Origin of the sequence: Chryseobacterium takakiae (genome assembly GCF_900129385.1) — a bacterium.
Taxonomy (GTDB): Bacteria; Bacteroidota; Bacteroidia; order Flavobacteriales; family Weeksellaceae; genus Chryseobacterium; species Chryseobacterium takakiae.
Genome location: NZ_FQVO01000001.1, coordinates 290,154 through 312,856 on the forward strand (window position 1 = coordinate 290,154; position 22,703 = coordinate 312,856).

At 36.6% G+C, this 22,703-nt stretch carries 25 protein-coding genes; 15 read left to right on the plus strand and 10 right to left on the minus strand.

Annotation, left to right across the window (positions count from 1 at the left end):
• Positions 1–10: 10 nt before the first annotated feature.
• From BUA76_RS01380 to BUA76_RS01390, 3 genes are all read right to left on the minus strand, one after another.
• Positions 11–640 (minus strand): TetR/AcrR family transcriptional regulator, encoded by a 630-nt coding sequence (locus tag BUA76_RS01380; protein ID WP_072882923.1) that lies wholly within the window; start codon positions 638–640, stop codon positions 11–13.
• A 7-nt stretch (positions 641–647) separates the two neighbouring features.
• Entirely contained in the window at positions 648–1,904 is a 1,257-nt protein-coding gene (locus tag BUA76_RS01385) for an aminotransferase class I/II-fold pyridoxal phosphate-dependent enzyme (protein WP_072882925.1), read from the minus strand.
• A gap of 209 nt (positions 1,905–2,113) precedes the next feature.
• Positions 2,114–2,881 carry a response regulator transcription factor gene (locus BUA76_RS01390; protein WP_072882927.1) on the minus strand — a complete coding sequence of 256 codons (768 nt, stop codon included), beginning with the start codon at positions 2,879–2,881 and terminating at the stop codon, positions 2,114–2,116.
• 93 nt (positions 2,882–2,974) lie between these two features.
• Here BUA76_RS01390 and BUA76_RS01395 point away from each other — a divergent pair, with 93 nt between their 5' ends.
• Together BUA76_RS01395 and BUA76_RS01400 are read left to right on the plus strand one after the other, a co-directional pair.
• Positions 2,975–3,622, plus strand: coding sequence for a DUF1349 domain-containing protein (locus BUA76_RS01395; RefSeq protein ID WP_072882929.1), 648 nt, complete (start codon positions 2,975–2,977; stop codon positions 3,620–3,622).
• A 387-nt stretch (positions 3,623–4,009) separates the two neighbouring features.
• Positions 4,010–4,339, plus strand: coding sequence for a hypothetical protein (locus tag BUA76_RS01400; RefSeq protein WP_072882931.1), 330 nt, complete (start codon positions 4,010–4,012; stop codon positions 4,337–4,339).
• On the opposite strand, the gene BUA76_RS01405 is transcribed toward BUA76_RS01400, so the two are convergent.
• A complete protein-coding gene (locus tag BUA76_RS01405) occupies positions 4,325–5,908 on the minus strand; it encodes a Na+/H+ antiporter (RefSeq protein ID WP_072883358.1) in 1,584 nt (527 codons plus the stop codon). The genes BUA76_RS01400 and BUA76_RS01405 overlap by 15 nt on opposite strands.
• A gap of 358 nt (positions 5,909–6,266) precedes the next feature.
• Here BUA76_RS01405 and BUA76_RS01410 point away from each other — a divergent pair, with 358 nt between their 5' ends.
• The gene (locus BUA76_RS01410; protein WP_072882933.1) at positions 6,267–6,683 is read left to right on the plus strand and encodes a hypothetical protein; all 417 of its coding nucleotides are present in this window, start codon (positions 6,267–6,269) and stop codon (positions 6,681–6,683) included.
• Between the two features lie 59 nt (positions 6,684–6,742).
• Here BUA76_RS01410 and BUA76_RS01415 read toward each other — a convergent pair whose 3' ends face one another.
• Together BUA76_RS01415 and amyA are read right to left on the minus strand one after the other, a co-directional pair.
• On the minus strand, positions 6,743–7,543 hold the full coding sequence (locus tag BUA76_RS01415) for a Cof-type HAD-IIB family hydrolase (RefSeq protein WP_072882936.1): 801 nt from the start codon (positions 7,541–7,543) through the stop codon (positions 6,743–6,745).
• Positions 7,544–7,670: 127 nt separating this feature from the next.
• The gene (gene amyA, locus BUA76_RS01420) at positions 7,671–9,149 is read right to left on the minus strand and encodes an alpha-amylase (RefSeq protein ID WP_072882938.1); all 1,479 of its coding nucleotides are present in this window, start codon (positions 9,147–9,149) and stop codon (positions 7,671–7,673) included.
• A 170-nt stretch (positions 9,150–9,319) separates the two neighbouring features.
• Here amyA and BUA76_RS01425 point away from each other — a divergent pair, with 170 nt between their 5' ends.
• The 8 genes from BUA76_RS01425 (at position 9,320) to BUA76_RS01460 (ending at position 14,881) form a co-directional block, all read left to right on the plus strand.
• Positions 9,320–9,925 (plus strand): hypothetical protein, encoded by a 606-nt coding sequence (locus BUA76_RS01425; RefSeq protein ID WP_072882940.1) that lies wholly within the window; start codon positions 9,320–9,322, stop codon positions 9,923–9,925.
• A gap of 182 nt (positions 9,926–10,107) precedes the next feature.
• On the plus strand, positions 10,108–10,320 hold the full coding sequence (locus tag BUA76_RS01430; protein WP_072882942.1) for a hypothetical protein: 213 nt from the start codon (positions 10,108–10,110) through the stop codon (positions 10,318–10,320).
• A 98-nt stretch (positions 10,321–10,418) separates the two neighbouring features.
• On the plus strand, positions 10,419–12,158 hold the full coding sequence (locus BUA76_RS01435) for a cbb3-type cytochrome c oxidase subunit I (protein WP_072882944.1): 1,740 nt from the start codon (positions 10,419–10,421) through the stop codon (positions 12,156–12,158).
• A 22-nt stretch (positions 12,159–12,180) separates the two neighbouring features.
• A complete protein-coding gene (locus tag BUA76_RS01440) occupies positions 12,181–13,170 on the plus strand; it encodes a cbb3-type cytochrome c oxidase subunit II (protein ID WP_072882947.1) in 990 nt (329 codons plus the stop codon).
• 1 nt (position 13,171) lies between these two features.
• A complete protein-coding gene (locus BUA76_RS01445; protein WP_072882950.1) occupies positions 13,172–13,435 on the plus strand; it encodes a hypothetical protein in 264 nt (87 codons plus the stop codon).
• 11 nt (positions 13,436–13,446) lie between these two features.
• Positions 13,447–13,854, plus strand: coding sequence for a cytochrome C (locus BUA76_RS01450; RefSeq protein WP_072882952.1), 408 nt, complete (start codon positions 13,447–13,449; stop codon positions 13,852–13,854).
• Positions 13,855–13,892: 38 nt separating this feature from the next.
• Entirely contained in the window at positions 13,893–14,489 is a 597-nt protein-coding gene (locus BUA76_RS01455) for a Crp/Fnr family transcriptional regulator (RefSeq protein WP_072882955.1), read from the plus strand.
• A gap of 23 nt (positions 14,490–14,512) precedes the next feature.
• Positions 14,513–14,881, plus strand: coding sequence for a hypothetical protein (locus BUA76_RS01460; RefSeq protein WP_072882957.1), 369 nt, complete (start codon positions 14,513–14,515; stop codon positions 14,879–14,881).
• A 13-nt stretch (positions 14,882–14,894) separates the two neighbouring features.
• Here the strand turns inward: BUA76_RS01460 and BUA76_RS01465 are convergent, their stop codons facing one another.
• The gene (locus BUA76_RS01465) at positions 14,895–15,662 is read right to left on the minus strand and encodes a succinate dehydrogenase/fumarate reductase iron-sulfur subunit (protein WP_072882960.1); all 768 of its coding nucleotides are present in this window, start codon (positions 15,660–15,662) and stop codon (positions 14,895–14,897) included.
• Positions 15,663–15,837: 175 nt separating this feature from the next.
• On the opposite strand from BUA76_RS01465, the gene BUA76_RS01470 reads away from it, so the two are divergent.
• Positions 15,838–16,431 carry a YciE/YciF ferroxidase family protein gene (locus tag BUA76_RS01470; RefSeq protein ID WP_072882963.1) on the plus strand — a complete coding sequence of 198 codons (594 nt, stop codon included), beginning with the start codon at positions 15,838–15,840 and terminating at the stop codon, positions 16,429–16,431.
• A 179-nt stretch (positions 16,432–16,610) separates the two neighbouring features.
• Positions 16,611–17,204, plus strand: coding sequence for a Crp/Fnr family transcriptional regulator (locus BUA76_RS01475; RefSeq protein WP_083573125.1), 594 nt, complete (start codon positions 16,611–16,613; stop codon positions 17,202–17,204).
• 101 nt (positions 17,205–17,305) lie between these two features.
• Here BUA76_RS01475 and BUA76_RS01480 read toward each other — a convergent pair whose 3' ends face one another.
• Together BUA76_RS01480 and BUA76_RS01485 are read right to left on the minus strand one after the other, a co-directional pair.
• On the minus strand, positions 17,306–17,767 hold the full coding sequence (locus BUA76_RS01480; protein ID WP_072882965.1) for an Lrp/AsnC family transcriptional regulator: 462 nt from the start codon (positions 17,765–17,767) through the stop codon (positions 17,306–17,308).
• A 327-nt stretch (positions 17,768–18,094) separates the two neighbouring features.
• Positions 18,095–19,261, minus strand: a complete 1,167-nt coding sequence (locus BUA76_RS01485; RefSeq protein ID WP_072882967.1) for a cytochrome-c peroxidase — start codon at positions 19,259–19,261, stop codon at positions 18,095–18,097.
• 362 nt (positions 19,262–19,623) lie between these two features.
• On the opposite strand from BUA76_RS01485, the gene BUA76_RS01490 reads away from it, so the two are divergent.
• Complete coding sequence (locus tag BUA76_RS01490) at positions 19,624–21,801, plus strand: outer membrane beta-barrel protein (RefSeq protein WP_072882968.1); 2,178 nt, start codon at positions 19,624–19,626, stop codon at positions 21,799–21,801.
• A gap of 159 nt (positions 21,802–21,960) precedes the next feature.
• A complete protein-coding gene (locus BUA76_RS01495) occupies positions 21,961–22,260 on the plus strand; it encodes a hypothetical protein (protein ID WP_072882969.1) in 300 nt (99 codons plus the stop codon).
• Between the two features lie 70 nt (positions 22,261–22,330).
• Here BUA76_RS01495 and BUA76_RS01500 read toward each other — a convergent pair whose 3' ends face one another.
• The gene (locus BUA76_RS01500) at positions 22,331–22,693 is read right to left on the minus strand and encodes a response regulator (protein ID WP_072882970.1); all 363 of its coding nucleotides are present in this window, start codon (positions 22,691–22,693) and stop codon (positions 22,331–22,333) included.
• Positions 22,694–22,703: the final 10 nt, after the last annotated feature.

Sequence of the window (22,703 nt, forward strand, 5' to 3'; positions counted from 1 at the left end):
TTTCTCATCATTATTTTTGATCATAAGCGAAATCGATGATTTCAGTGATTGCTTTTTCTATTTCTTTTCTGCCTTCTTCGGATTTCAGATCAATACCACAAAACATGCTGGCATTGTGTGCCGTATAGAGGTTCAGATAGTATGCTCCCGATACAAGAACAGCTGCAATAGCACGGTATCTTGTTGATTTTTCCTGAAAATACGGGTCTACGATGTTTTTAAACAGCATTTCTCCCATTTCTTCCCTTTCGTCTGCTATTTTTTTAAGGATCGGTTTGCTTTCCGAAAGTCCCCAAAGGATAATTTTCTGGAGTTCTTTATTTTTTTTAATATGTTCATACTGATTAAGGATAGCCATCTTAGACAATTCTCTCCCACCATCTGATATATCCACTTCAATATTCTCCTGATTCATTCTGCTCCAGTAATCCTGAGTTTTGATATATTCATCAATCAGTTTCTCGGTGCTTCCAAAATACTCGTAAATCAGTTTTTTATCAAAACCTGCTACAGCTGCTATTTTACTTACTTTCAGACCCGCGTAACCTTTTGTTCTTAAGATTTTTCCAACCGCCCCCAGCAGCTTTTGCTTGGTCTTTTCTTTATCCCTAATAGGGCCTTGTACAACTTTTCTAGCCATTTGTTATTTATTTTTTCGCAATATGCAATTTTTTATTGATATCTTCAAATGCATTGAGTGTTTTATCGATATGATCTCGCTCATGTGTTGCCGTCATACTCATTCTTATTCTGGCATCTTTTCTTGCTACTGCAGGATAAATTATAGGGTTTGTATAAATCCCGCGATCCAAGAGCATTTTACCTACATCGCCTGTGATATGGGGATCTCCTATCTTTACGGGAATAACCGCGGAGCAGGTAGTTCCAGTATCAAGTCCCAGATCATCAAGTCCTTTTTTGAAATAATTGATATTTTCCCAAAGTTTTTTGCGCCAATGCGGTTCTTCATCTATCAGTTCTATTGCCTTTATTATACCTGTTGCAGTGGAAGGAGGCGTAGTGGCAGAAAATATCTGCTGACGTGACTGGAATCTTATAAAATTGGCCAGTGTTTTATTTGCAATAACATATCCCCCAAGGTTACCGAATGTTTTGCTGAATGTTCCGGTAATGAGATCTATCTTGTCCAACAATCCTGTGTTTTCAATTGTTCCCCTACCTGTTTTTCCCAAAATCCCTACTCCATGTACATCATCAATCATTAGATAGGCATTGTATTTTTTTACTAATTTATAAATTTCTTCGATAGGAGCAATGTCTCCATCCTGAGAATAGACTCCATCAATAACTACGAGTTTTGTACGGAACTGGTTTTCAGATTTTTTTAAAATCTGTTCCAGCGCATCTAGATTATTATGAGGAAATGTTTTTCTGTTCGTAAGGATGCACCCTTCATAAACACTGGCATGTACCGCCATATCTAAAATGGCAATGTCTTCTTTCTGAAGGAGAATCTGTAATGTTGCGCTGTTGGTAGTATATCCTGTAGTGAAAATTACGGCTTCATCTTGTGTTCTCCCGAAAAAAGATGATATTTTTGCCTCCAGATCTTTATGATAAGAATAATACCCGCCGATGAGTGGTGTGGCAGCCGTTCCTGTGCCGTATTTTTCTATCCCTTCTATAGCAGCCTGTTTTACTTTTGGATGTTGGGTAAACCCCAGGTAATCACTTGTTACAAAACTTATAAATTCCTTCGTTATTTCTTCCGTGCCGACTTTCATTACAGAGCTGCATCCTGTATTATTCTGTAGTCTATATCTGTGACCATTCTTTTTCATATATTCCAGAAAGTCATAGTAAATGTCTGCTCGTTCCATCATATTCATTCCCGGAATATTTTCAAAATCTTTGAAAGTTGCTGTTGAAAAATTAATGTTCATCTTTTTATGTTTAGTTGTTATTATAACAAATATAACATTAATTTAAAAAATAAATCTCTATTTCGTTAGTATTTTTCAATAAGGCTGTAAAATTTTTATTAAAAAGTCATAATAACTGTATATATTTTTAATATATATCATAAAAAAACAAAAAAAAAGCAATAAATATTTAAGTATTTTAAATGCATAATGATATTATTTTCAACTATTTACAATTTATCAGGGTTATAGTTCAAACTTTCGTTAAAAGCACTTACAGAGTTTTTTACATTTAATTTTTCAAGGATATTCTGCCTGTGCCTGTTAACGGTGTTAATACTAATTGAAAGAATTGCCGCGATTTCTTTACTGGTATACCCTTCGCCAATATATTTCAGGATTTCTATTTCACGTTTGGAAAGAATACTGGTATAATTAAGTTTATCTTCTATCACTACTTCTGCTTTCACAGAGTTGATGATTGAAAAAGACGGCTTTGAAAATTTAGACTGATCAAAATCCAGATTATACAGACAAAGGGCAAATCTTAGTTTTGTATTAAATGGTGAGAAAAAATAAAACATCTTATGTATGACGAACTTATAGATCCCTTCTTTATTTTTTATTCTTATTCTTGAAAGCACGCTGAATTCCGACCGTTTTTCAGGATCCGTTTCTAATAAAAAATCAAAGAATCTAAGCTCATGCACATATTTTTCAAGCTTATCATCAGGGTGTATTTTTTTAAGGATTTCTTCTTCCCATATAGAATCGATCACCGTAGGACGATCAGGAAAATTGAGACCAAGTTCCAAGGCTGTTTCTGAACTGAATACATAGCTCTTATTATGCTGCATATCACTGAGTACAGCTATTGAATGCTCGGTTTTGGTATACATATCTGCAATATTCTTATACAGATCCGTGTCCATCATACATTTTTGGTTATCATAATTTTCCTGGAGAAGAACCTGGTTAAGCTTTTTTACGATCTCCATAAATGGTTATTTTTCAGTATTGAGTACAATTCCTATAAATTATATTTTTGCTAAATTAATAATAATTAAAGCTATTGAAATATCATATACAGAATGAAGAGAATATTTTTAAGTTTTTTTGCATTATGCACAATCAATAAAGCTATGACACAAACACTGGAAAAAATGACGTGGTTTAATGAGCCTGAAAAATGGGAAATTAAAAATAACACCCTGAATATGTTTGTGACACCTCAAAGTGATTATTGGAGGATTTCTCATTATGGCTTTACAGTAGATGATGCTCCGTTCTTATATTGCACTTACGGAGGAGAATTTGAAGCCAAGGTGAAAATTAAAGGAAATTACAAAACCAGGTTCGACCAGTCGGGGTTAATGTTAAGGATTGATAAGGAAAATTACATCAAAGCCGGAATTGAATTTGTAGACGGTAAATACAATCTTAGTACTGTAGTTACTCACACCACCAGCGACTGGAGTGTAATTACGCTTGATAAAACACCTTCCGATATTTGGATAAAAGCCGTAAGGAGGCTTGATGCCGTAGAAATATTCTACTCTTTTGATGATAAAAACTACACGATGATGCGCAATGCCTATCTTCAGGATAATTCCCCTGTAATGGTGGGTCTTATGGCCGCCTGCCCGGACGGAAACGGTTTTAATGCTGTGTTTGAAAATTTCAGCGTTAAACATTTACCGGATCTGCGTCGTCTGAAATGGCTGGAAAACAACAAATAGATTGAGAATACTCAATACATAGTCAATTTTATTACAACCTCTCCTGATCAGAGAGGTTTTTCATTTAAATAATTATTCGGGATATACCACATTTTTGCATTTTTATTGTTAATTGTTACAATTTTAAGTGGATTTGTTACAAATATTTAATAATTTTAAAATAATTACTTTTTTTGGTTAGATATTTGAATATGAAATTTTAAACAAAAAGTATTTATTTTTTTACACACCAACCTTAAATTAATAGTATGTCAACTCACTTTAATACCTCAAAAGACAGCCTTATCAAGGTATTTTGGAAGTCTTTTTCCATACCCGTCAATTGATTTTCACAATCAATCATAAGTGTTTTGAAACCATTTTAACCCAAACAATAACTTTACGATCATGATTTTTGAAGATGAACATTCTGTAATGCAGGATAATCACAACCTTTCTTTTGTGAAAAACGTTGTAAATTTCCACGGTGACAAATCTTTCATTCTTAATTCTCTCCAGAAGATAAAGAATAATACTTTATGCAAAATGAAAAGAAAGACGATCAACAAACTTATTAGAGACTACACTCGCCACCTTAACTATATTGAGAATGAAGATATTCATTCTAAACCGGATAATTATGAACTTTCCCCGGTTTATGCAAGGCAATCGTACAATAAAGTTCTGAAAGAAGATGAATATCTGCAGAAGGTTATGACGTTTTTAATGAACCAATAAGATCCTTTCTTCCTCCAGATCAATTTTCATGAGGTGCTTTCTGATAAGATCTTCATCGAAATATTGCTTTTCATCATGATTCTGCTCGATAAGCCATGCTCTTTGTGCATCAAGAAGATTAAGATAGGCATTTTTGGTTTCGGAGGAAAGTTTGATATCAGACTCTTCTTTAATTTTACCTTTCCACTTTTCATGGATTTGCTGAAGGAATACACTTTTATTAAGCAGATCGCTGTGATTTTCTTTTAAATGCTGAACCGTCAGTTTAGCAAGTTCACGACGAATCATATCTTCCGCTTCTTCATCAGGAAGATGATCATCATATTCAGGAAGATCAACTTTTCTGATGATAAGAGGCAGCGTAAGTCCCTGAACAACCAGGGTGGTAAGAATAACAATGAATGTAACAAAAAGAATGAGGTTTCGTTGAGGAAAATCCGGTCCTCCCGGATATAATTTTACGGGAATCGATAATGCGGCTGCTAAAGACACAACCCCTCTCATGCCGGTCCATCCCAGAATTGCAGGTACTTTAAAACCTGGGTTTCTGCTGTCTGCAACGGTGATAAAATTTCTGGCAATCAACGTTACGACAACGGCTCCATACGCAGAAAGAATTCTTACCAAAACCAAAACAGCTGTAATCAATAAGCCATAACCGATAGCCGATGATATGCTTACCCCTTCCAGTCCGGATGTAATTTCAGGAAGTTCAAGACCTATCAAAATAAAAACAATACCGTTTAAAGCAAATGCAAGACTTTCCCAAACGTTAATTCCCCGAAGACGAGATGATGTACTGAGAAAATTATGACGGTTATTTGAAAGTAATAATCCACCGCTCACCACCGCCAAGACCCCCGAACTGTGAACTTCTTCCGCTGCAATATACATCAGATACGGCGCTACAATGGTGAGAATGGTATCCATATTGGCGTCTGTAGGAAGGATTTTCTGTCCTTTCATAAACAGCCAGCCAACAAGCACTCCTATTCCAATTCCTCCAGTAAGCATCCATGAAAAGCTCAATGCAGCTTCATGCCAAATGAACTGACCGGTTGCCACGGCAATCATGGCAAAACGAAAAATAATCAATGAAGAGGCATCATTCAAAAGACTTTCACCTTCCAGAATAGAAGACATTCTTTTCGGGACTTTCACAAATTTAAGAATTGCACCAGCGCTTACGGCATCGGGTGGCGAAACAATTCCGCCCAATAAAAATCCCAGAGCAAGAGAAAATCCGGGAATGAAATGATTGGCAACAAATGCAACTGTCGTCGCAGTCAGAAAGACTACAATAAAGGCAAAACTCCCTACAATCCGCCGCCATTTCCAAAGTTCTTTCCATGAAATTGCCCATGCAGCTTCATATAATAATGGTGGCAGAAATATGATAAAGATGAGCTCAGGGTCTATTTTCACCACGGGAATATTGGGTATCGAACTAATAATAAGGCCTGCAATAACCAATAAAACAGGATAGGCAACCTTAATTTTATTAGCCAGCATAATCAGGAGGACAATAATGATTATCAGTACCAAATAGAAAGGAAAATTTTGTATCATTCGGTGATTTTTCAACATTAAATGTAACAATTTTTTGTAGAAATTTTGTTTAACAAAAGATGAAAAATGAGGATAAGCCTTACTTATCATAAATTTTTATATCACCTTAATTTGATAAATTCAGAAAACATTAAATTTTTACCTACCACAAAGGTACCACGTTTTTAACTTTTCCCAGTAACGATTGTTATTGTTAATCTGTGTGTTAAAAAGCCTTACACTGTTTTTTACAATAGAAATAAAATCAAAATTAACTGTTAATTCAGATATTATTCAAACCATAAGGCATAGTATTTGTAAATAGTAATGTTAGTATAATCACCCGATTTTGAATAATAACTCAAACACACAAAATATCATGAACGTTGCAGATCTAAAAATCAATAATTTAGTAGAATACAAAAATCAGATTTATAATATCACTGAGATTTTTCAGGATAATGAAAAAGATTATTTTGTGAAAATTGAAAACGACATTCACGGATTTTCTGTTCCGGCAGCATCAATAAAGCCGATCCAGATTACTGAAGAATGGCTGGAAAAATTCGGTTTTTCAAGAACATACAGTTCTGAACAACGTATCAGATACGAAAGACCGGAAGCATTTATTAAATACGATATTGACCTTAGCTCAAGAAAAATCGTAGAAGGATTGAAAATCTATGGAAATTCGATCAGATGTAAGTATATTCACGAGTTTCAGAATATTTTCTCATGTCTGTTCGGAAAAGAGCCGGCAACCAAGAACTACGGATTAGTGGGCACCGAATCTTAATTATAATATATTTTCTAATTCAAAAAGAAGCTGTTTCGAATGTTGAAACAGCTTCTTTTTTAGTTTGTATCCAGATAATTCTTTATGATTTTTAACACTCCGAAATTATCATTAGAACATGCTTCGAAACAGGCAGCTTCCTTTACGGAAGGATGTGCATTCTTCATCGCGTAAGAATACTTTGAATTCTTCAGCATTTCAATATCGTTCATATAATCTCCAAAAGCCATCGTTTGCTGCGGAGAAATATCCAGGGCATTCTGAAGTTTCTCCAAAGCATTCCCTTTATTGATGTTCTTGTTCATGATATCAAGCCAATATTTGCCCGAAACCACGACTTCCAGATTATATTTTTCAAAATCTTTTACAAAAGGATAAACGTTTAATTCAGAGCCTTCAGGATGATAAACTGCAATTTTGAAAACGCTGTCGTCGTTCTTTGAAGTTAAATCATCAACGATCTCGTTATCTGTATAAAATTGTGAAATATATTTGATAAAATCAGCTTCGTCGGTTTCAACATATGCTTTTTTCTTACCCGACAAAACCGCCATTGCACCGGGAATTTTTCTTACAGACTTTATGATCTCAACGATGTGTTGCTGTTCCATTTTATCGGCAAAAAGTTCCTGGTTTCTGTAGATTACATAACCTCCGTTTTCGGCAATAAATGCCATTTCATTTTCAAGATCTCCAAAATATTTGGTAATGCCCAGCATCTGTCTTCCGCTGGCCGGAACAAATAATATATTTCTTTTTTTTAGCTCTTCATATACTTCCGGAAATTCGGGGCTTACCTCATGTTCAGAATTGAGAAAGGTGCCGTCCATATCCGTTACAATCATCCTGATGTCATCCATAAAAATATTTTTCAGTGTAAAATTTTAACAAAGATATTATTATATTTTTAATGTGAATTTTAATCTTATCTGAATATTCGGTTATGAATTTTACTTCCGGATAAAAACGTTCAGCTTACTGTCAATTTTATATTTCCTCTGCTTTCACCCAAACGCTTACCGAACAAGCGTTTACAGAAAACACCGCTTTACCGGATTCATCTGTGGTTATTTTCTCTATTCTGTGACCGAGAAAATCTTTAAAATTTAAATGTGCATTTTCCGGTCCAAGATCTATTTCCATGAAACTTTCATCACCGTTTGAAATAATTGTTACACAGCCAAATTGATCATCAGTACCTTTTCTTACCCAGGCGATACAATCAGGATGATTAAAATATCTGATCTGTTCACCTATCGCGAATTTTTGTCTGGCGATCAGCAGTTTTGGCAATGCTTCAATCTTAGGCATGGTAACACTTACCTCTTTTCCGTCTACGACATCGGTATATTCCGCTCCGAAAAGATCCGGGTAAAAAATACAAGGATAAGCATCTTCGGATAATAAAATAATGGCATAAGCAATTGGTTTAAACCAGTCACGGACAGTAGATTCCAAAGCCTGAAGCTTTTGAGTATCGTGATTTTCAACAAATGAAACCGAAAAAACTGGTTTTTCTTCTAGCAGGCTGCCTTCCAGAATACGTCTCAGATCATAGTTTTTTCCGTCTTCCGATGCTTTAAAAAAATTATAATGCAAAGGAGCATCAAAACAGGAAATAAGATCATTCATCTTATCGGAAAAGGCTGTTATTTTTTTAACATCATCTTTCCAGAATTCTCCCAAAACATAGCAGTCCGGATTCAATTCTGTTTTGATATACGTAATCCATTCCTTGAGAAAACCTGAAGACAGGTGTTTCAGTGCATCCAATCGCAATCCGTCTGCCCTGGTGGTTTCGAGATACCATTTGATCCAGTTTTTCATTTCCTGAACAACGTGAGGGTTCCGGTATTCTACGTCGGCTCCCATCAGGTAATCGTAATTTCCTAACTGATGACTTACGTCATCCGTCCATTCAGTACCAAATCCGTTATGAATTTTAAAAATTCCGGTCAGTTCTTCACCCTCTTTATATACAATATCAATACCGCTAAAACACTGGTAATCCCATATAAAATCCGAATATTTCCCTTGTCTTCCGGGGAAAATAAATTTAGTCTGCGCGCTTACTTCAAATGGTTCTGAAATAATCTTGTTCCGATCATCCTCATCCACCTGATGAACATGTATTTTTTCAGTTTCATCGCCTCCCATCCTGTGGTTAAGGACGATATCCGCATATACCGCAATTCCATGCTGATGGGCTTTTTCAATAGCTTTTATGTATTCATCTTTTGTTCCGTAACGGGTGGCAATTCCTCCTTTCTGATCGAACTCTCCCAGGTCATAAAGATCATAAATATCGTATCCCCTTCCTTTCAATCCCAGATTGCATTTTGTAGCCGGCGGAAGCCATGCTGCACTTATTCCGAGGCTGTTTAAATATTCTGTATTTTCTGCAAATTCATTCCAAAGTTTACCTTCGTAATACCAATGAAAATATTGTATAATTACTCCGTTCATAATTTATAAAACTTATGCTTATTCGTTTGATCTGAACGAATATCGTAAATAAAATTAATGAAAATTATGATTGCACTCACTTGTGAAATAAAGATACTATTGTGATTCTGCTCATAATGATTTCATAATACTGATATTATCTTTGTTAAACACCTCATAGACATAATTGTATGAAACCAAAACCTATTCCCGGAGTCCCCAGACAGAAAAGCGGGGGATTTCATGATACCGAAAGTACAAAGCAATATAAAGATATTGAAATTGATGCCCAGTTTGCGATCCTTAAAAAACGATTTTTTTCTATTAATGAATGGAAAGACTTTTGCGGGAAGGCATCTTCAGAATTTAAACATTTTAGTGAATCCGGGCAGCCGGTTAATAGAATACCTCAACGAGGAGATTTTATAAGAATCGGCATTCCTGGCCCGGGTACGGAAGAAGCGGGAGGATACGACTGGGTAGAAATTGTCAATATTGCCCATCGGCAAATAGATGATTACGAATCCTATCTTATTTCCTGCAGGCCTTCAAAAGATCCTACGAAACCTAAAGGACATATTGCTCACTTCTACGGTCGTTCGGCAACATCTAATTTTATGATTGTTAAAGAAGGTACTATCCTGAAAGTAGGTGTTTACGGCAGGAACGAGAAGCCAAACTTTAATGCCGGCTTTTTAGATAAAGTTAGGAACTTCCTGATCGCAGCAGGAGGAATGATTGGTATTGCGAAGATACAATGGAAATTGCTTGCTGAAGGTCTTCTTGATTTTAAATAACTCAAATTTAATAGGTTAATTGTTTTTCACTCCATTTTACTTTTCTTAACTCCTCTTATTGAGGAGTTTTTTATTAGCTATCTAAATAATTTTCCGGTATTAATGAGACCTTATGATATCAGTCATAAAAAATCAGCAATTGAATATATACCTTTGAAAAACACACCACAAAATTTAATATTATGAAAACTTTCCTTTTATTCATCCTGTTTGCGGCCAGCATTGTCGTAAGCTGCAAAAAAGAACCGCAGACCCAACCCACCCATATTGACAGTCTGAATACTGGTGACAGTATGGTTTCCGGAACCGCAGGAATAACGCCAGATTCCGGTGACGATACTCTGCCGATGGATAGCACAGCTTATGATGTAGATTCCATAAAAAACAGTAAATAATCTGTTGCGGAAACAGCTGTACTAAAGCTCTGTTTTAAATACAGGCCAATTGCCATTATTTTAAAGATTTATTCACCCATTAATCCATAATATTCGTTATGGCAGACTCGTCATTATTTAATCAGGCCGGAATTCAGATTACTCTGGCATTGATACTCATTATTATAATCGCCGGACTAATTATTGTAGTTCTCAGGTTTTTAGGCATTTATGCCAAAATTCTCAAGCACAGGGAACTCACGGAAACCTACAAAAAAATAAAGAATCTTAATCCTGAAGAGCTTCAGGAATATGAGCGCAGGGAAAAAGAACTGAGTTTTGAGCCTGAAGAAAATCAGCTTTCAGGTACTAATGCTCCTTCGGATGAGAAAGGTATGATTCAAAATGTAAATACGGCGGAAAATCTAAGAGTATTTCCAACAAAAAGAAGAAACTCATCTTTCATCAATTATGTTTCTCCGGAGTTAACAAAACTAATCCTTCTCTTTCTGGGGACTGCTATATTCTGGCTGATTATAGGAACTACTTTCGGCTTGTATGCCGGGATAAAATATGTTGTTCCGGATGTGGAGCACACCAGCTGGCTGAGTTTCGGAAGGCTGCGGCCAGCCCATACCAATGCCGTATTCTGGGGCTGGGCTTCTCTTGCTATGGTAGGACTGTCCCATTATGTCGTTACCAGGGTAAGCAATATGGAAAACTACAGTATCAAACGCGGCTATATTTCATTGATCCTTATTAACCTGGCTGTTCTTGCAGGTACAATATCACTTCTTGCAGGGGTGAATAACGGCGGCGGAGAATACCGGGAATATATCTGGCCGATCATGATTACATTCGGTATTGGAGTAGCTATTTCAACGCATAATCTTTTCAAACCTGTTGCAAAAAGGATCGTAAAGGAAATTTATATTTCCAACTGGTATATTATTTCAGGCTTTATGTTTATTGTGATTGTTATCCTTGTAGGTTACATTCCATTGTGGCAAGATGGTATCGGCGAAACCATTACACAAGGATATTATATGCACCAGGCCATCGGGATGTGGTTTATGATGATCAATCTCGGGTTAATGTATTATTTTCTCCCGCAGCAGCTTAATAAACCTATTTACTCGTACAGTTTGGGTGCTCTTGCTTTCTGGACACATATATTATTTTATACCCTTATCGGCACGCATCATTTTATATTCAGTGCTATTCCGTGGAGATTGCAGACGACCGCTATTGTGGCGAGTGTAGGAATGCTGATTCCTGTAGCTGCAGGAACTACCAATTTTATACTAACCTTCAACGGAGCCTGGTATCAGCTAAAAACCAGCTATACCCTGCCCTTTTATTCTATGGCAATTATATTCTATTTTACAGGATCTTTTCAGGGTACGGTGGAAGCTTTCAGATATACCAATCTGCTCTGGCATTTTACTGATTTTACGGTTTCCCACTCCCATCTTACGATGTACGGAATCATCACCTTCATGATCTGGGCATTTTCCTATACGCTTATTCCTAGGCTCACCGGAAAAGAGCCTCCGAAAATACTTGTAGGAATACATTTCTGGCTGGCTTTGATCGGTTTGCTGATGTATGTTATCGCATTAATGATTGGCGGTACACAGACCGGCCTTATGTGGATGAAGAAAAAACCTTTTATAGACGGTGTTATCAATATGTTTCCGTTTTGGCTGTGGAGGGCAATCGGCGGAACCTTTATGTGGATCTCGCATCTCATCTTTGCCTACAATTTTTACAGAATGGTAAGAAAAAAAGAAGTCGTAAAAATTCCCGGAACACCGGCGGAAATACTGGCTGCAAGAAGACAGCTTCGAAACCGATAGTTAAACCTAAAAAACAATTAAGATGCTTTTAAATGATCATCGAATACTTTTTGGCTCTTCACTGGGACTTTTCCTTTTCCTCACGCTGTATATTGCGGTCATTCCAGCTTTGGAAAATCAGAAGATCAACAGGCCGCTGCCACGGCAGGCAAGAATACTTACTCAAGAAGAAAGGGCAGGAAAACTGGTTTACATCGATAACGGATGTGTTGCCTGCCATACCCAACAGGTAAGAAATGTTGAGATGGATAATGTTTTCGGAAAAAGGCCGAGCATTCCCGCAGATTTCGCCGTTAACCGAAGAACGGATTTCTGGAGAAATACGGCTAATTTAATGGGAACCCAGCGCGCCGGGCCCGATCTTACCAATGTAGGCGAAAGACAGCCCAGTGCAGAATGGCATCTTATCCACCTTTATCAGCCGAGAGCTGCTATTGAGGCTTCCATTATGCCTTCTTATGAATTTTTGTTTATTGAAAGAGATTATCTGCAGCCGGGCGATGTGGAAGTAAAAGTACCTGAAAAATTTTTAAAAAATAAAAGAAAGAAAATTGTTGCCAGCCCGAAAGCACTTCAGCTGGTGGCTTACCTGAAATCACTAAAACAGACAGATTACACAGATAAATCAATTGTTCCTGCATTTTTATATAAACAGCCGAAAAAAGAAGGCGGTAATCAGGGAGAACAAAATCTTCCCGACGGGGGTGAGCTTTTCACCGCCAACTGCGCATCCTGCCATCAGGCTAATGGTGAAGGCGTTCCGGGTGCATTCCCTGCTCTTAAAGGAAGTCCTGTAGTAACAGGAGGTGATCTGGAACTTTATGTAACCATCATTATGAAAGGCTATGATCCGAGACCGGAATTTGCCACCATGCCTCCCGTTGGAACCAATGCCAATTTCACGGCAGAAGATGTAACCGCCGTAATCAACCATGAAAGAACAAGCTGGGGAAATAATGCCAAGAAAATCACCGTAGAAGAAGTAAAAACAATAATGGATAAACTGAAATAATATGAAAAATTCTTTGAAAAATATAATGATCTTATGGTCTCTGCTGATTATCCAATATTCTTACGCATGTGATACATGCAAGCTGAGACAACCGAAAGTTACACAGAATCTCACTCATGGTGCCGGCCCGGAAAGTAACTGGGACTGGTTTATTGTGGCCATTGTTATTGCCATAACCCTGCTTGCCTTTTTTTATTCGGTGAAATATCTCGTAAGGCCTGGTGAAAAGAATAAAAATCATATCAAATATTCTTTTTTAGAATAAAATTTAGCCCTATGACCAAAGACAACAGCAAAGTTTTTCTCTTCATCGATGATGATCTTACTCCCGTTGCCGAACTGGATACTCCTATCGTTTTTGATCTTGACACAAGAAAATTAACCGATGGAGAGCATATTCTCAAAATCGTAAGCAAATCACCCACCGGAAGAGAAGGAATCAGGAAAATACATTTTACAGTAGCCAACGGTCCTGCCATAAAAATAGAAGGACTGAAGGAAAAAGATATCGTGGACGGTACATTATCTCTTATGATTAATGCATATGATAAAGGAAATCAGAAAAGTTTTATCATCACCGGAAGTGAAACACCACAAACCATTCCTTTCTGGATATGGATCATCGTGATCCTGTTTGCGGGTTGGGCTATTTATTATGAAATAACAAGCTCCAGTGTACAATAAACAGAATAGATACAAGATAATCTCAAAAACACATTATTATGGTCATTAACGAAACTTATCTTATCTCAGCAGGTGCAGAGATAAAAGAGTACAGTCCGGGAGAGTTTATCTTTAATGAAGGAAACACTCCACTGTATTATTACCAGATTGCAGAAGGACAGGTAAAACTTAACAATTTTACGGAAGATGGGAAGGAGTTTATCCAGAACATCCTATCGGAAGGACAAAGCTTTGGTGACGCAATGCTTTTTCTCAACAAAACATATCCTGTAGATGCAACAGCGCTTACCCACTGTAAAGTACTGAGGCTTTGCAAGGAAAATTTTTTCAGTCTTTTGGAAACATATCCGAAGCTCTACATGAAAGTTTGTCTTTCAATGTCAGATCTGCTTTATTATCAGTATATCATGCTGCAGAAAAATTCTTCACAGAATCCATGCGACAGGCTGATTGGTGTTATGAGCTACCTGAAAAGCAGTCAGGAAAAGCAGGAACCTTTTTCATTTAAAATACCGCTTACCAGACAGCAGCTTGCGAATCTTACGGGAATTTGTGTGGAAACAGCAATCAGAACCATAAAGGCAATGGAAAAAAATAAAATTGTAAGAATTAAAAACCGTAAAATTTTCTTTTAAGTATAAGCATTTGATATTGATCCATGCGGAAATTCAGAATTATACCTTTACTCCAGACGTTATACTATACCATTACCGCATTATGGCCGATTCTGCATATCCATAGTTTTGTATGGGTAGCCGGCGGAAAAACAGACATCTGGCTCGTGAAAACAGTCAGTGTCCTTTTGCTGCCCTACTGCTTTCTTTTGCTATACCTTACGGTAAATCAAAAACGGAATTTTATCATTGTTATTTCTGTAATGATTTGCTGTCTTGGATTGGCAGTCGTAGAGGCATATTATTATTTCAGGGGAGTTATTAAATGGGTATATCTTGCAGATGCAGCGATTCAGCTTGCTTTTCTGAGCTACTGGATCCGATATATTATCATTAATTCCAAAGAAAAATAAATTGATGCATGGATCATTTCGTTGTGATCCATGCATTTATATATTCCCTGTTCATCCTTGCGATATTGTCGAGCGAAATATTTTTGGGGCATTCTACTTCACAGGCACCTATTACAGAACAGTTTCCGAAACCTTCTTCATCCATTGCTTTTACCATATTCAGAACTCTTCTTTTGGCTTCTACCCTTCCCTGCGGAAGCAGCGCAAAATGAGAAACTTTAGCTCCTACAAACAACATTGCAGCACCGTTGGGACAACACGCGACACAAGCGCCACAGCTGATACAGGAAGCAGCATCCATTGCTTTGTCGGCATTTTCTTTCGGAACGGCGATCGCATTGGCATCGAGCGTATTTCCTGAAGTGTTGACGGAAATAAATCCTCCCGCCGCCATAATCCTGTCAAACGCACTCCGGTCGGTAATCAGATCTTTAATTACAGGGAAAGCTACGCTTCTCCATGGCTCCACAACAATTGTTTCACCATCCGTAAACATTCTCATATGAAGCTGGCATGTAGTAATTCCTGTATCCGGGCCGTGGGCTCTTCCGTTAATGTATAAAGAACATGTACCGCAAATTCCTTCACGACAATCATGGTCAAAAGCAATTGGTTCTTTATCTTCACGGATCAGTTGTTCGTTCAGGATATCGAGCATTTCCAGAAAAGATGAATCAACAGACACATTAGAAACTTTATGTATTTCAAACTGTCCTTTTGTTTTCCTGTTTTTTTGTCTCCAGATCTTTAAGGTAAGATTCAGCGATTTTTTAGCACTCATACAATTATTATTTTGATTTGGTAATTTTTAAATATACCGTTAAAATCACCGCTGTTTTATGAGTACCCTCATATTCACCTGAAATATTTAGATACCACATCTGCACATTTTCAGTAAAATGGTCTTATAGTTGCAGATTCATCACCAATCAATAATCACTAAATATTAATTCATTATGGAAACTAAAACACCAGCTAAAAAGACAGCGTCTAAAACTACGGCGTCAAAAACAGCAGCTAAAACATCATCTAAATCCACAGCAAAAACTCCAGCTAAAAAGAGTGCAGCTAAAGAACTGAAAGATCTTTTCGAAGATTCGTTAAAAGATATCTACTGGGCAGAAAAAGCATTGGTAAAAGCTTTACCTACAATGATGAAAAATGCCACAGATGAAAAGCTGAAAACCTCTATTGAAAACCACCTTGCAGAAACAGAAAATCAGGTAACAAGACTTGAAGAATGTTTTAAAGCTTTAGGTAAAAAAGCACAGGCAAAAAAATGTGATGCCATGCAGGGGCTTCTTGATGAAGCAAAAAGCATCATCGAAGAGACTGAGCCCGGAACGGTAAGAGATGCGGGAATTATCGCAGCAGCCCAAAAAGTGGAACATTATGAAATTGCAACCTACGGAACACTTGCGGCATTTGCAAAAGTCTTACAAGAAGAAGACTGTCTGAAATATCTTCTTGAAACACTGGATGAAGAAAAAAAATGTGATGAACTGCTGACTAAGGTAGCTGATACCAATCTCAACAGCAAAGCAATGTAAACGCAAATTTCCAACATATCATTACGAGGTCTTTTTTAAAGACCTCCTTTTTTTTAAAAAAATTATTAAATCACATAAATGTGGTATTTTTTTTATTAATAATGTTACCACATGGTTTATTATTTGATTTTATTTAAACGCAATTCAGCTAACATTCATTTTTAACTATAGAAATTAGTATGATAATTAGTGAAGATTTATTACTAGGATATGGAGCGTTTTATGAAAAGTATGAAACCGGTGAAACGATCTTTTATGAAGGGAATGTGCCTAAATTTTATTTTCAGATTGCCAGCGGTATTGTAGAGCTTAATAACTATCATGAGGATGGCAAGGAATTTACCCAGAATATTCTCACAGAGGGCATGAGTTTAGGAGAATCTTTTTTGTTTGATGACAAATTGTATCCTACCAACGCAACGGCTAAAACCGAATGTAAGATCCTGAAACTTCCTAAAAATGATTTTATCAATCTTCTGAAGCAGAATCCTGAAGTTTCCTCAAAAATGTTCCGTTGTCTTGCAGATATTTTATACAATAAATGCATAATGCTTTTTAATATTTCTTCTTCGGATCCGATATCGAAAATAAAAACAGTAATGGATTGTCTTAAGGGAAACAACAATAAACATCAATACTCTTACGAAGTTCCGCTAACGAGGCAGCAGCTTGCAAATCTTACAGGCCTCCGTGTGGAAACTGTAATAAGAACCATCAAGAAAATGCATAACAGCAGCCTCGTGAAAATAGAAAACAGAAAAATATATTATTAAAGATAGAATTACTTTTTATATGATTTGATTAAGAGATTTCAGTTTCTTGAAATCTCTTATGTTTTTGAATCTGATTTAAATAACAATATCACTATCAGCTCTTAGATTGTAAGTCCGTGGGTATTCTTTACCTGAGCCATTACGAAGGTGCTGTGGGTGCTTCCAATGGAAGGAACCGCTCCTAATATATTGAAGACAAAGTTTTGATACTGCTTCATATCCTTGACGTACACTTTCAGAAGAAAGTCAAAATCCCCGGAAATACTGTAACATTCTGCCACTTCTTCTATTTCCAGAATTTCCCGTTCAAATTCAATTGCAAGATAACTGTCATTGCTTTTTAATTTCAGCTGACAATATACTGTAAATCCAAGATTTAGCTTTTCGGCATCCAGAATAGCGGCATATTTTTTAATGTAACCTTCCTGTTCCAGTCTTTTTACCCGCTCAAATACAGGCGATGGTGAGAGGTTTACTTCTTTTGCAAGTTCTTTTACAGTCAGTTTTGAATCATTTTGAAGTAATCTTAGCAGCTGTAAATCTTTGTCGTCAAGGTTGTCCATAGAATAATATTCTTTAAATATTGATGCAGGATCAAATATAAAAAATTTTATTCTAACAAATTAACCAATTAAAGCATTTTTAACTTAATTATTATTATTTATAAAACATATTATTCTTTATACTTATTTTTACTCAAGACAATAACTCATTAAGCATACTATGCTGAATGGTTTTAATAAAAAGTAAAGGGAATATTTTATGTGAGAGACGCTCCTTTTCCGGAGTGCTCTCTTTTTTAGAAAGAACAAATATAGATATAGTTAAAAATTACAATTAGTAAATTAATCTTAGGGGAGGCAGTTTTACATTATTTGTACAACTGCTTTTTATTTTGGCAATTCCGGGATTGTGATTTTTTCCGTTTTAGAAGTCAAGGTTCTCAGGAAAGCTTCAAGCTGCGCAATTTCTCTATCAGACAATTCAAGCATTCGTACCATTCCGGATTTTTCCGATTTTAAACTGATACCTTGGTGAACAGTACTCCGTTTCTGCGAATGTTCAGGATTTCCTTTGCTGTAAAACGCTATGACTTCCTGTAAAGTAGCCATAGACCCGTTGTGAAAATAGGGTCCTGTACGTGAAACTTCTCTTAGTCCGGGAACTCTGAATCTTCCGGCATCATCCATATTTTTTGTTACAAGATATCTTCCCAGATCCTCTCCTTTTTCTCCCATTAATGAGGTGCCGATATTTTCAAATGTATTGTTTGAAAAATATCCTGAATTATGACAATTGATACACTGGGCCTTTGTTCTGAAAAGATGAAGTCCCATCAATTCGTCATCAGTATAGACATCAGCTTTGCCGTCAATGAAAAGATCAAATTTACTGGAAGAACTTCTGACCGTTCTCTCGAAAGTTGCAATCGCTTTTGAAATACGTTCTTTAGTAACGGATTTATCACCAAAAGCTTTTTCAAATAAAACCTGATATCCTTTTATAGCGGCAATCTTACCCGCTGCCAGATCCATATGCCCGCTCATTTCCCGTTGGTCTTCAATGGGTTTTTGTGACTGTTCTTCCAGGGAACTGACACGCCCGTCCCAGAAAGGATTTTTAGCATATGCCGTATTAATGATACTCATGGCATTTCGCACTCCAAGCTGTCGGTCGTGGCCGAAAGAAACTGTTCTGTTGTCACACCATCCCAACTCCGGATCATGGCATGATGCACAGGCTATCTGTTCCGATTTTGAAAGACGCGGATCAAAAAAAAGTGTTTTTCCCAACAATTCTTTTTCGGAAGAATATGGGTTGTCGGGCGTAAACGGAATCTCCGGTAAGTGGCCTATTTCGGAGAAGGTTGGGGAAGATTCGGGATCAAGAACAGGTTTAGGCCATCTCGAAGGATCACCTGAAGAATACCAATTTCTCAGCTTATCCATAAAATCAGCCTTTTCCCTGATTTCCTTTTTAACGGAAGTATTCAGGCAATTGTTTAAGACTGATACAAGAATAAATAAAACGAGAATCCAACTGATTGCATTCTTCATAGCCATTTTAAATTTCAGCAAAAATAGATATTTTTTAACGATAGTTATATTTAAAAAAAACCGGAAAATTCACTAAAAAATTCATTGCCGGCAATTCACGGCTTTTTCGTTTTATTTAGCAGTATTAAGAAAATTTAATTCATGATTTTTTTTTATTTGTAATAGTCTGATATTTTTCTTCAGCCACTCATATTTTCCCATAACAGCACTATAATGAACTTCTTATACAAATATGTGCTGAAACATAATCTATAAAAGAGTTTATGAAAAATTTAAATAACTAAAAATATGTGGTAGAATTAATTCTAATGATGTAACAATAACCCACACTAAGGTGTCTTATATCTAAAACTTAGTTTTAAATGAAAACCATTTTAATACCTGTCGCCCTATTGGCCGGCATACTTACTTTTGCACAAACAGAAAAGGACACGATAAAAACCCAGGAGAAAGAAATTGAAGCTGTAACGGTTACCGCAAGAAAGCCGACTGTAGAGTCTAAAGTGGACCGAACTGTTTTTAATGTTGCCAATAGTTCAATCCTTGCAGGAAATACAACATGGGATGTTCTGAGAATGACACCGCTGGTAAGTATTGACAATAATGATGCAATAAAGGCGGAAGGAGAATCTGTAACAGTATATATCAATGACAGGAAATCAGTATTCACAGGAAAGGAGCTTAAAGAATATTTAAAAACCATTCCGGCGGATAATCTTATGAAAATAGAAGTGATTACAAGCCCTTCTTCCCGCTACGAAGCGACAGGCACTGTTATCAATATTGTTCTTAAAAAACGGGATGATGAAGGACTAAAAGGCAGTGTTACGCTTAATAACAGGCAGAATACAAAAAATTCACAATACACCAATTTTAACCTGAATTACCACAGGAAAAAGTTTACACAAACGCTTATCGGGAGCTATAGTGACAACACCTATGTTCAGAGAAACTCAAGCTTTTATACATGGTACCAGGATAATTCTACCAACCAGATCGACAGCTATATTATAGGCAGAAGCAAAAGTCCGTCGGTTTCGTCAACATCGGAATTTGAAATTGATAATAAAAATACAGTAGGTGTCATTATGGAATACTACCAGAGTAATTCCACGTCCAATTCGGAAGCCGACAGGAAAGATTTCCTCAATAATGATTTCACTAGTTCTTATGAACAAAACCAGAATTCAAAAGGACTTAACCGTAATCTGGGCACCAATGTTTTTTATAAATGGTATGATAAAGAAAAAAATAAAATTCTTGACGTAAATCTGGGAACCAATTATTACGGGCAATCTGATGACAGCTATTTTATTAATAACATCTTCTCCGTAGCAGACGGATCATCCACAAGAGATCTGGGCGTAATCACAGATACGGAAAACAGAAATTATTATGCTAAGATTGATTATACACAACCGATCGGAAAAGAAGGTGCGAATTTTGAAGTCGGCGGTAAAATAAATTTCAACAACAATTTGATCCCCAATAATTTATACGGGAACATGCTGAGCGGGTTAAGCGCTAATGATGTTTTTCATTATGAAGATCAGATTACATCCTTATATGCCAACTACAGCAGAACATTCTTCAAAAAGCTGGAAACCAGAATCGGGATTCGTTATGAATATATTGATTACAGGATCCGTCAGGATGTAGGAAACGCTTCCCGAAAAGATGGCTACGGCAGTTTTCTTCCCAATATTTTGCTGAAATATACATTCTCAGACAAATATGATTTGAGCTTAACCTATAACCGAAATATCTGGAGACCTTGGTACGCGGAATTTAATCCGTTTCTAACCCCGAATACCGACGGAATTTATAGCCGCGGGAATATAGAACTCAACCCCAACCCGAGTGACAGGCTTTATATGAAGCTTGGAATCCTGAAAAAATATTTTATTTCTGCAAGATATATGTACACAGACCAGGATTACTGGACGGATTATGTTAAAGAAGATATTGTAGTGAATGGTCAAAAAGAAACGATTAATATCAGCCAACAATCAAACTTTGGAGGAAAAGTTCATAAATATTATCTTTATGCGAATACCAACCAGACTTTCTTCAAGAATAAATTTACCGTGAATCTGGGGCTTGGATGGTATTATATCGACAATAGTGATTTCAATGCGAAAAACGGAATAAGAAGTAATGCCTATATCAGTTACCTGAGTGCTTCCACCAACCTCTCGTACACCAACCTTTTTAATAAAAATATTAACCTGAGTGCCTGGGTAGAAGTTTCTAATCAGAACAATGGAAATTCTACCACCAACAGAGCCAATGTATTCCATAATATTTCTGCAACCAAAATATTTCCTAAAACACAGATGGAAGTCAGCCTCCAGCTGATGAATATTTTCCAGAGACCAAATTATGACGCCACAACCTACAACCAACAAGGATTTGTAAGAAGCTCTTCAAAATGGGACTGGTATGGTGCTTCCATATCTTTTGTGAAACGTTTCGGAAACCAGAAAGTGAAAGAAAATACCAAAACCGATGTTGAGAAAAACGGCGGCGGCGGTAAATAAAAATACCATCCTTATTTTAGCGCACGGATGCTGAAGCTTTATTGCTCATCATCCGTTTTTTTTTAAACCATCATTAAACAATCATAAAAAATTGCCAAATGTCTCATTTTGATAGATTATGGCACGGATATTTTATAGTTATTAAAAAAAATACTTAAGATGACACCAAGCTCTGAAATAAGAAGGATGATTAAAAAATATTTAACGATATCTATTAAATCACAATTTGATCTCGACATAAATCTGGAAAAAGAATATGCACTCACAGAAAATTTAGTTTCTAAAAAAACCATTATTGCTCCTACTTTCACGAAAAAGATCTTATCAAAACCGGGACTGAAATTGTTTTTGACATCACTGATTACCGAAATTAACAATGAAAAATGCAGTACGGAATTCATTTTGGAAAAGATCCACTCTTTAAGAGGAAACGATTCCCAGCATATGCAGATGATATAAAAAGAATATCCCGGTACTCGTACCGGGATTATTTTATGTGTAAATAGCATGTAAATTTTCAGTCATTCGCTTACTGTAAAAAATTGGCGACCTTTTCCTCGAGATCCTCAAGGTTAAATGGTTTGGCAACATAATCGTCTGCCTGGGCCTGTTTGGCGAGGGCTACGATATCGTTGTTTGCCGTTACATAAATGACCGGAATGTGTTTAAATTCCTCATGATTTTTCAGGAGTCTTGTAGCTTCCACTCCGCCGATTTTCGGGATCCAGTTATCCATAAGAATAACATCCGGCTTGTATTGCGCCACTCTTTCCAGAATGTCGTGCGAAGTTTCGGAAATTTCCACCTGATAACCATTTTCTTCAAAAATGATGCTGATCACCTCAAGAATCGTAGTGTCATCATCAAAAATCAGGATTTTCTTTTTGTTCATATTCTTACGT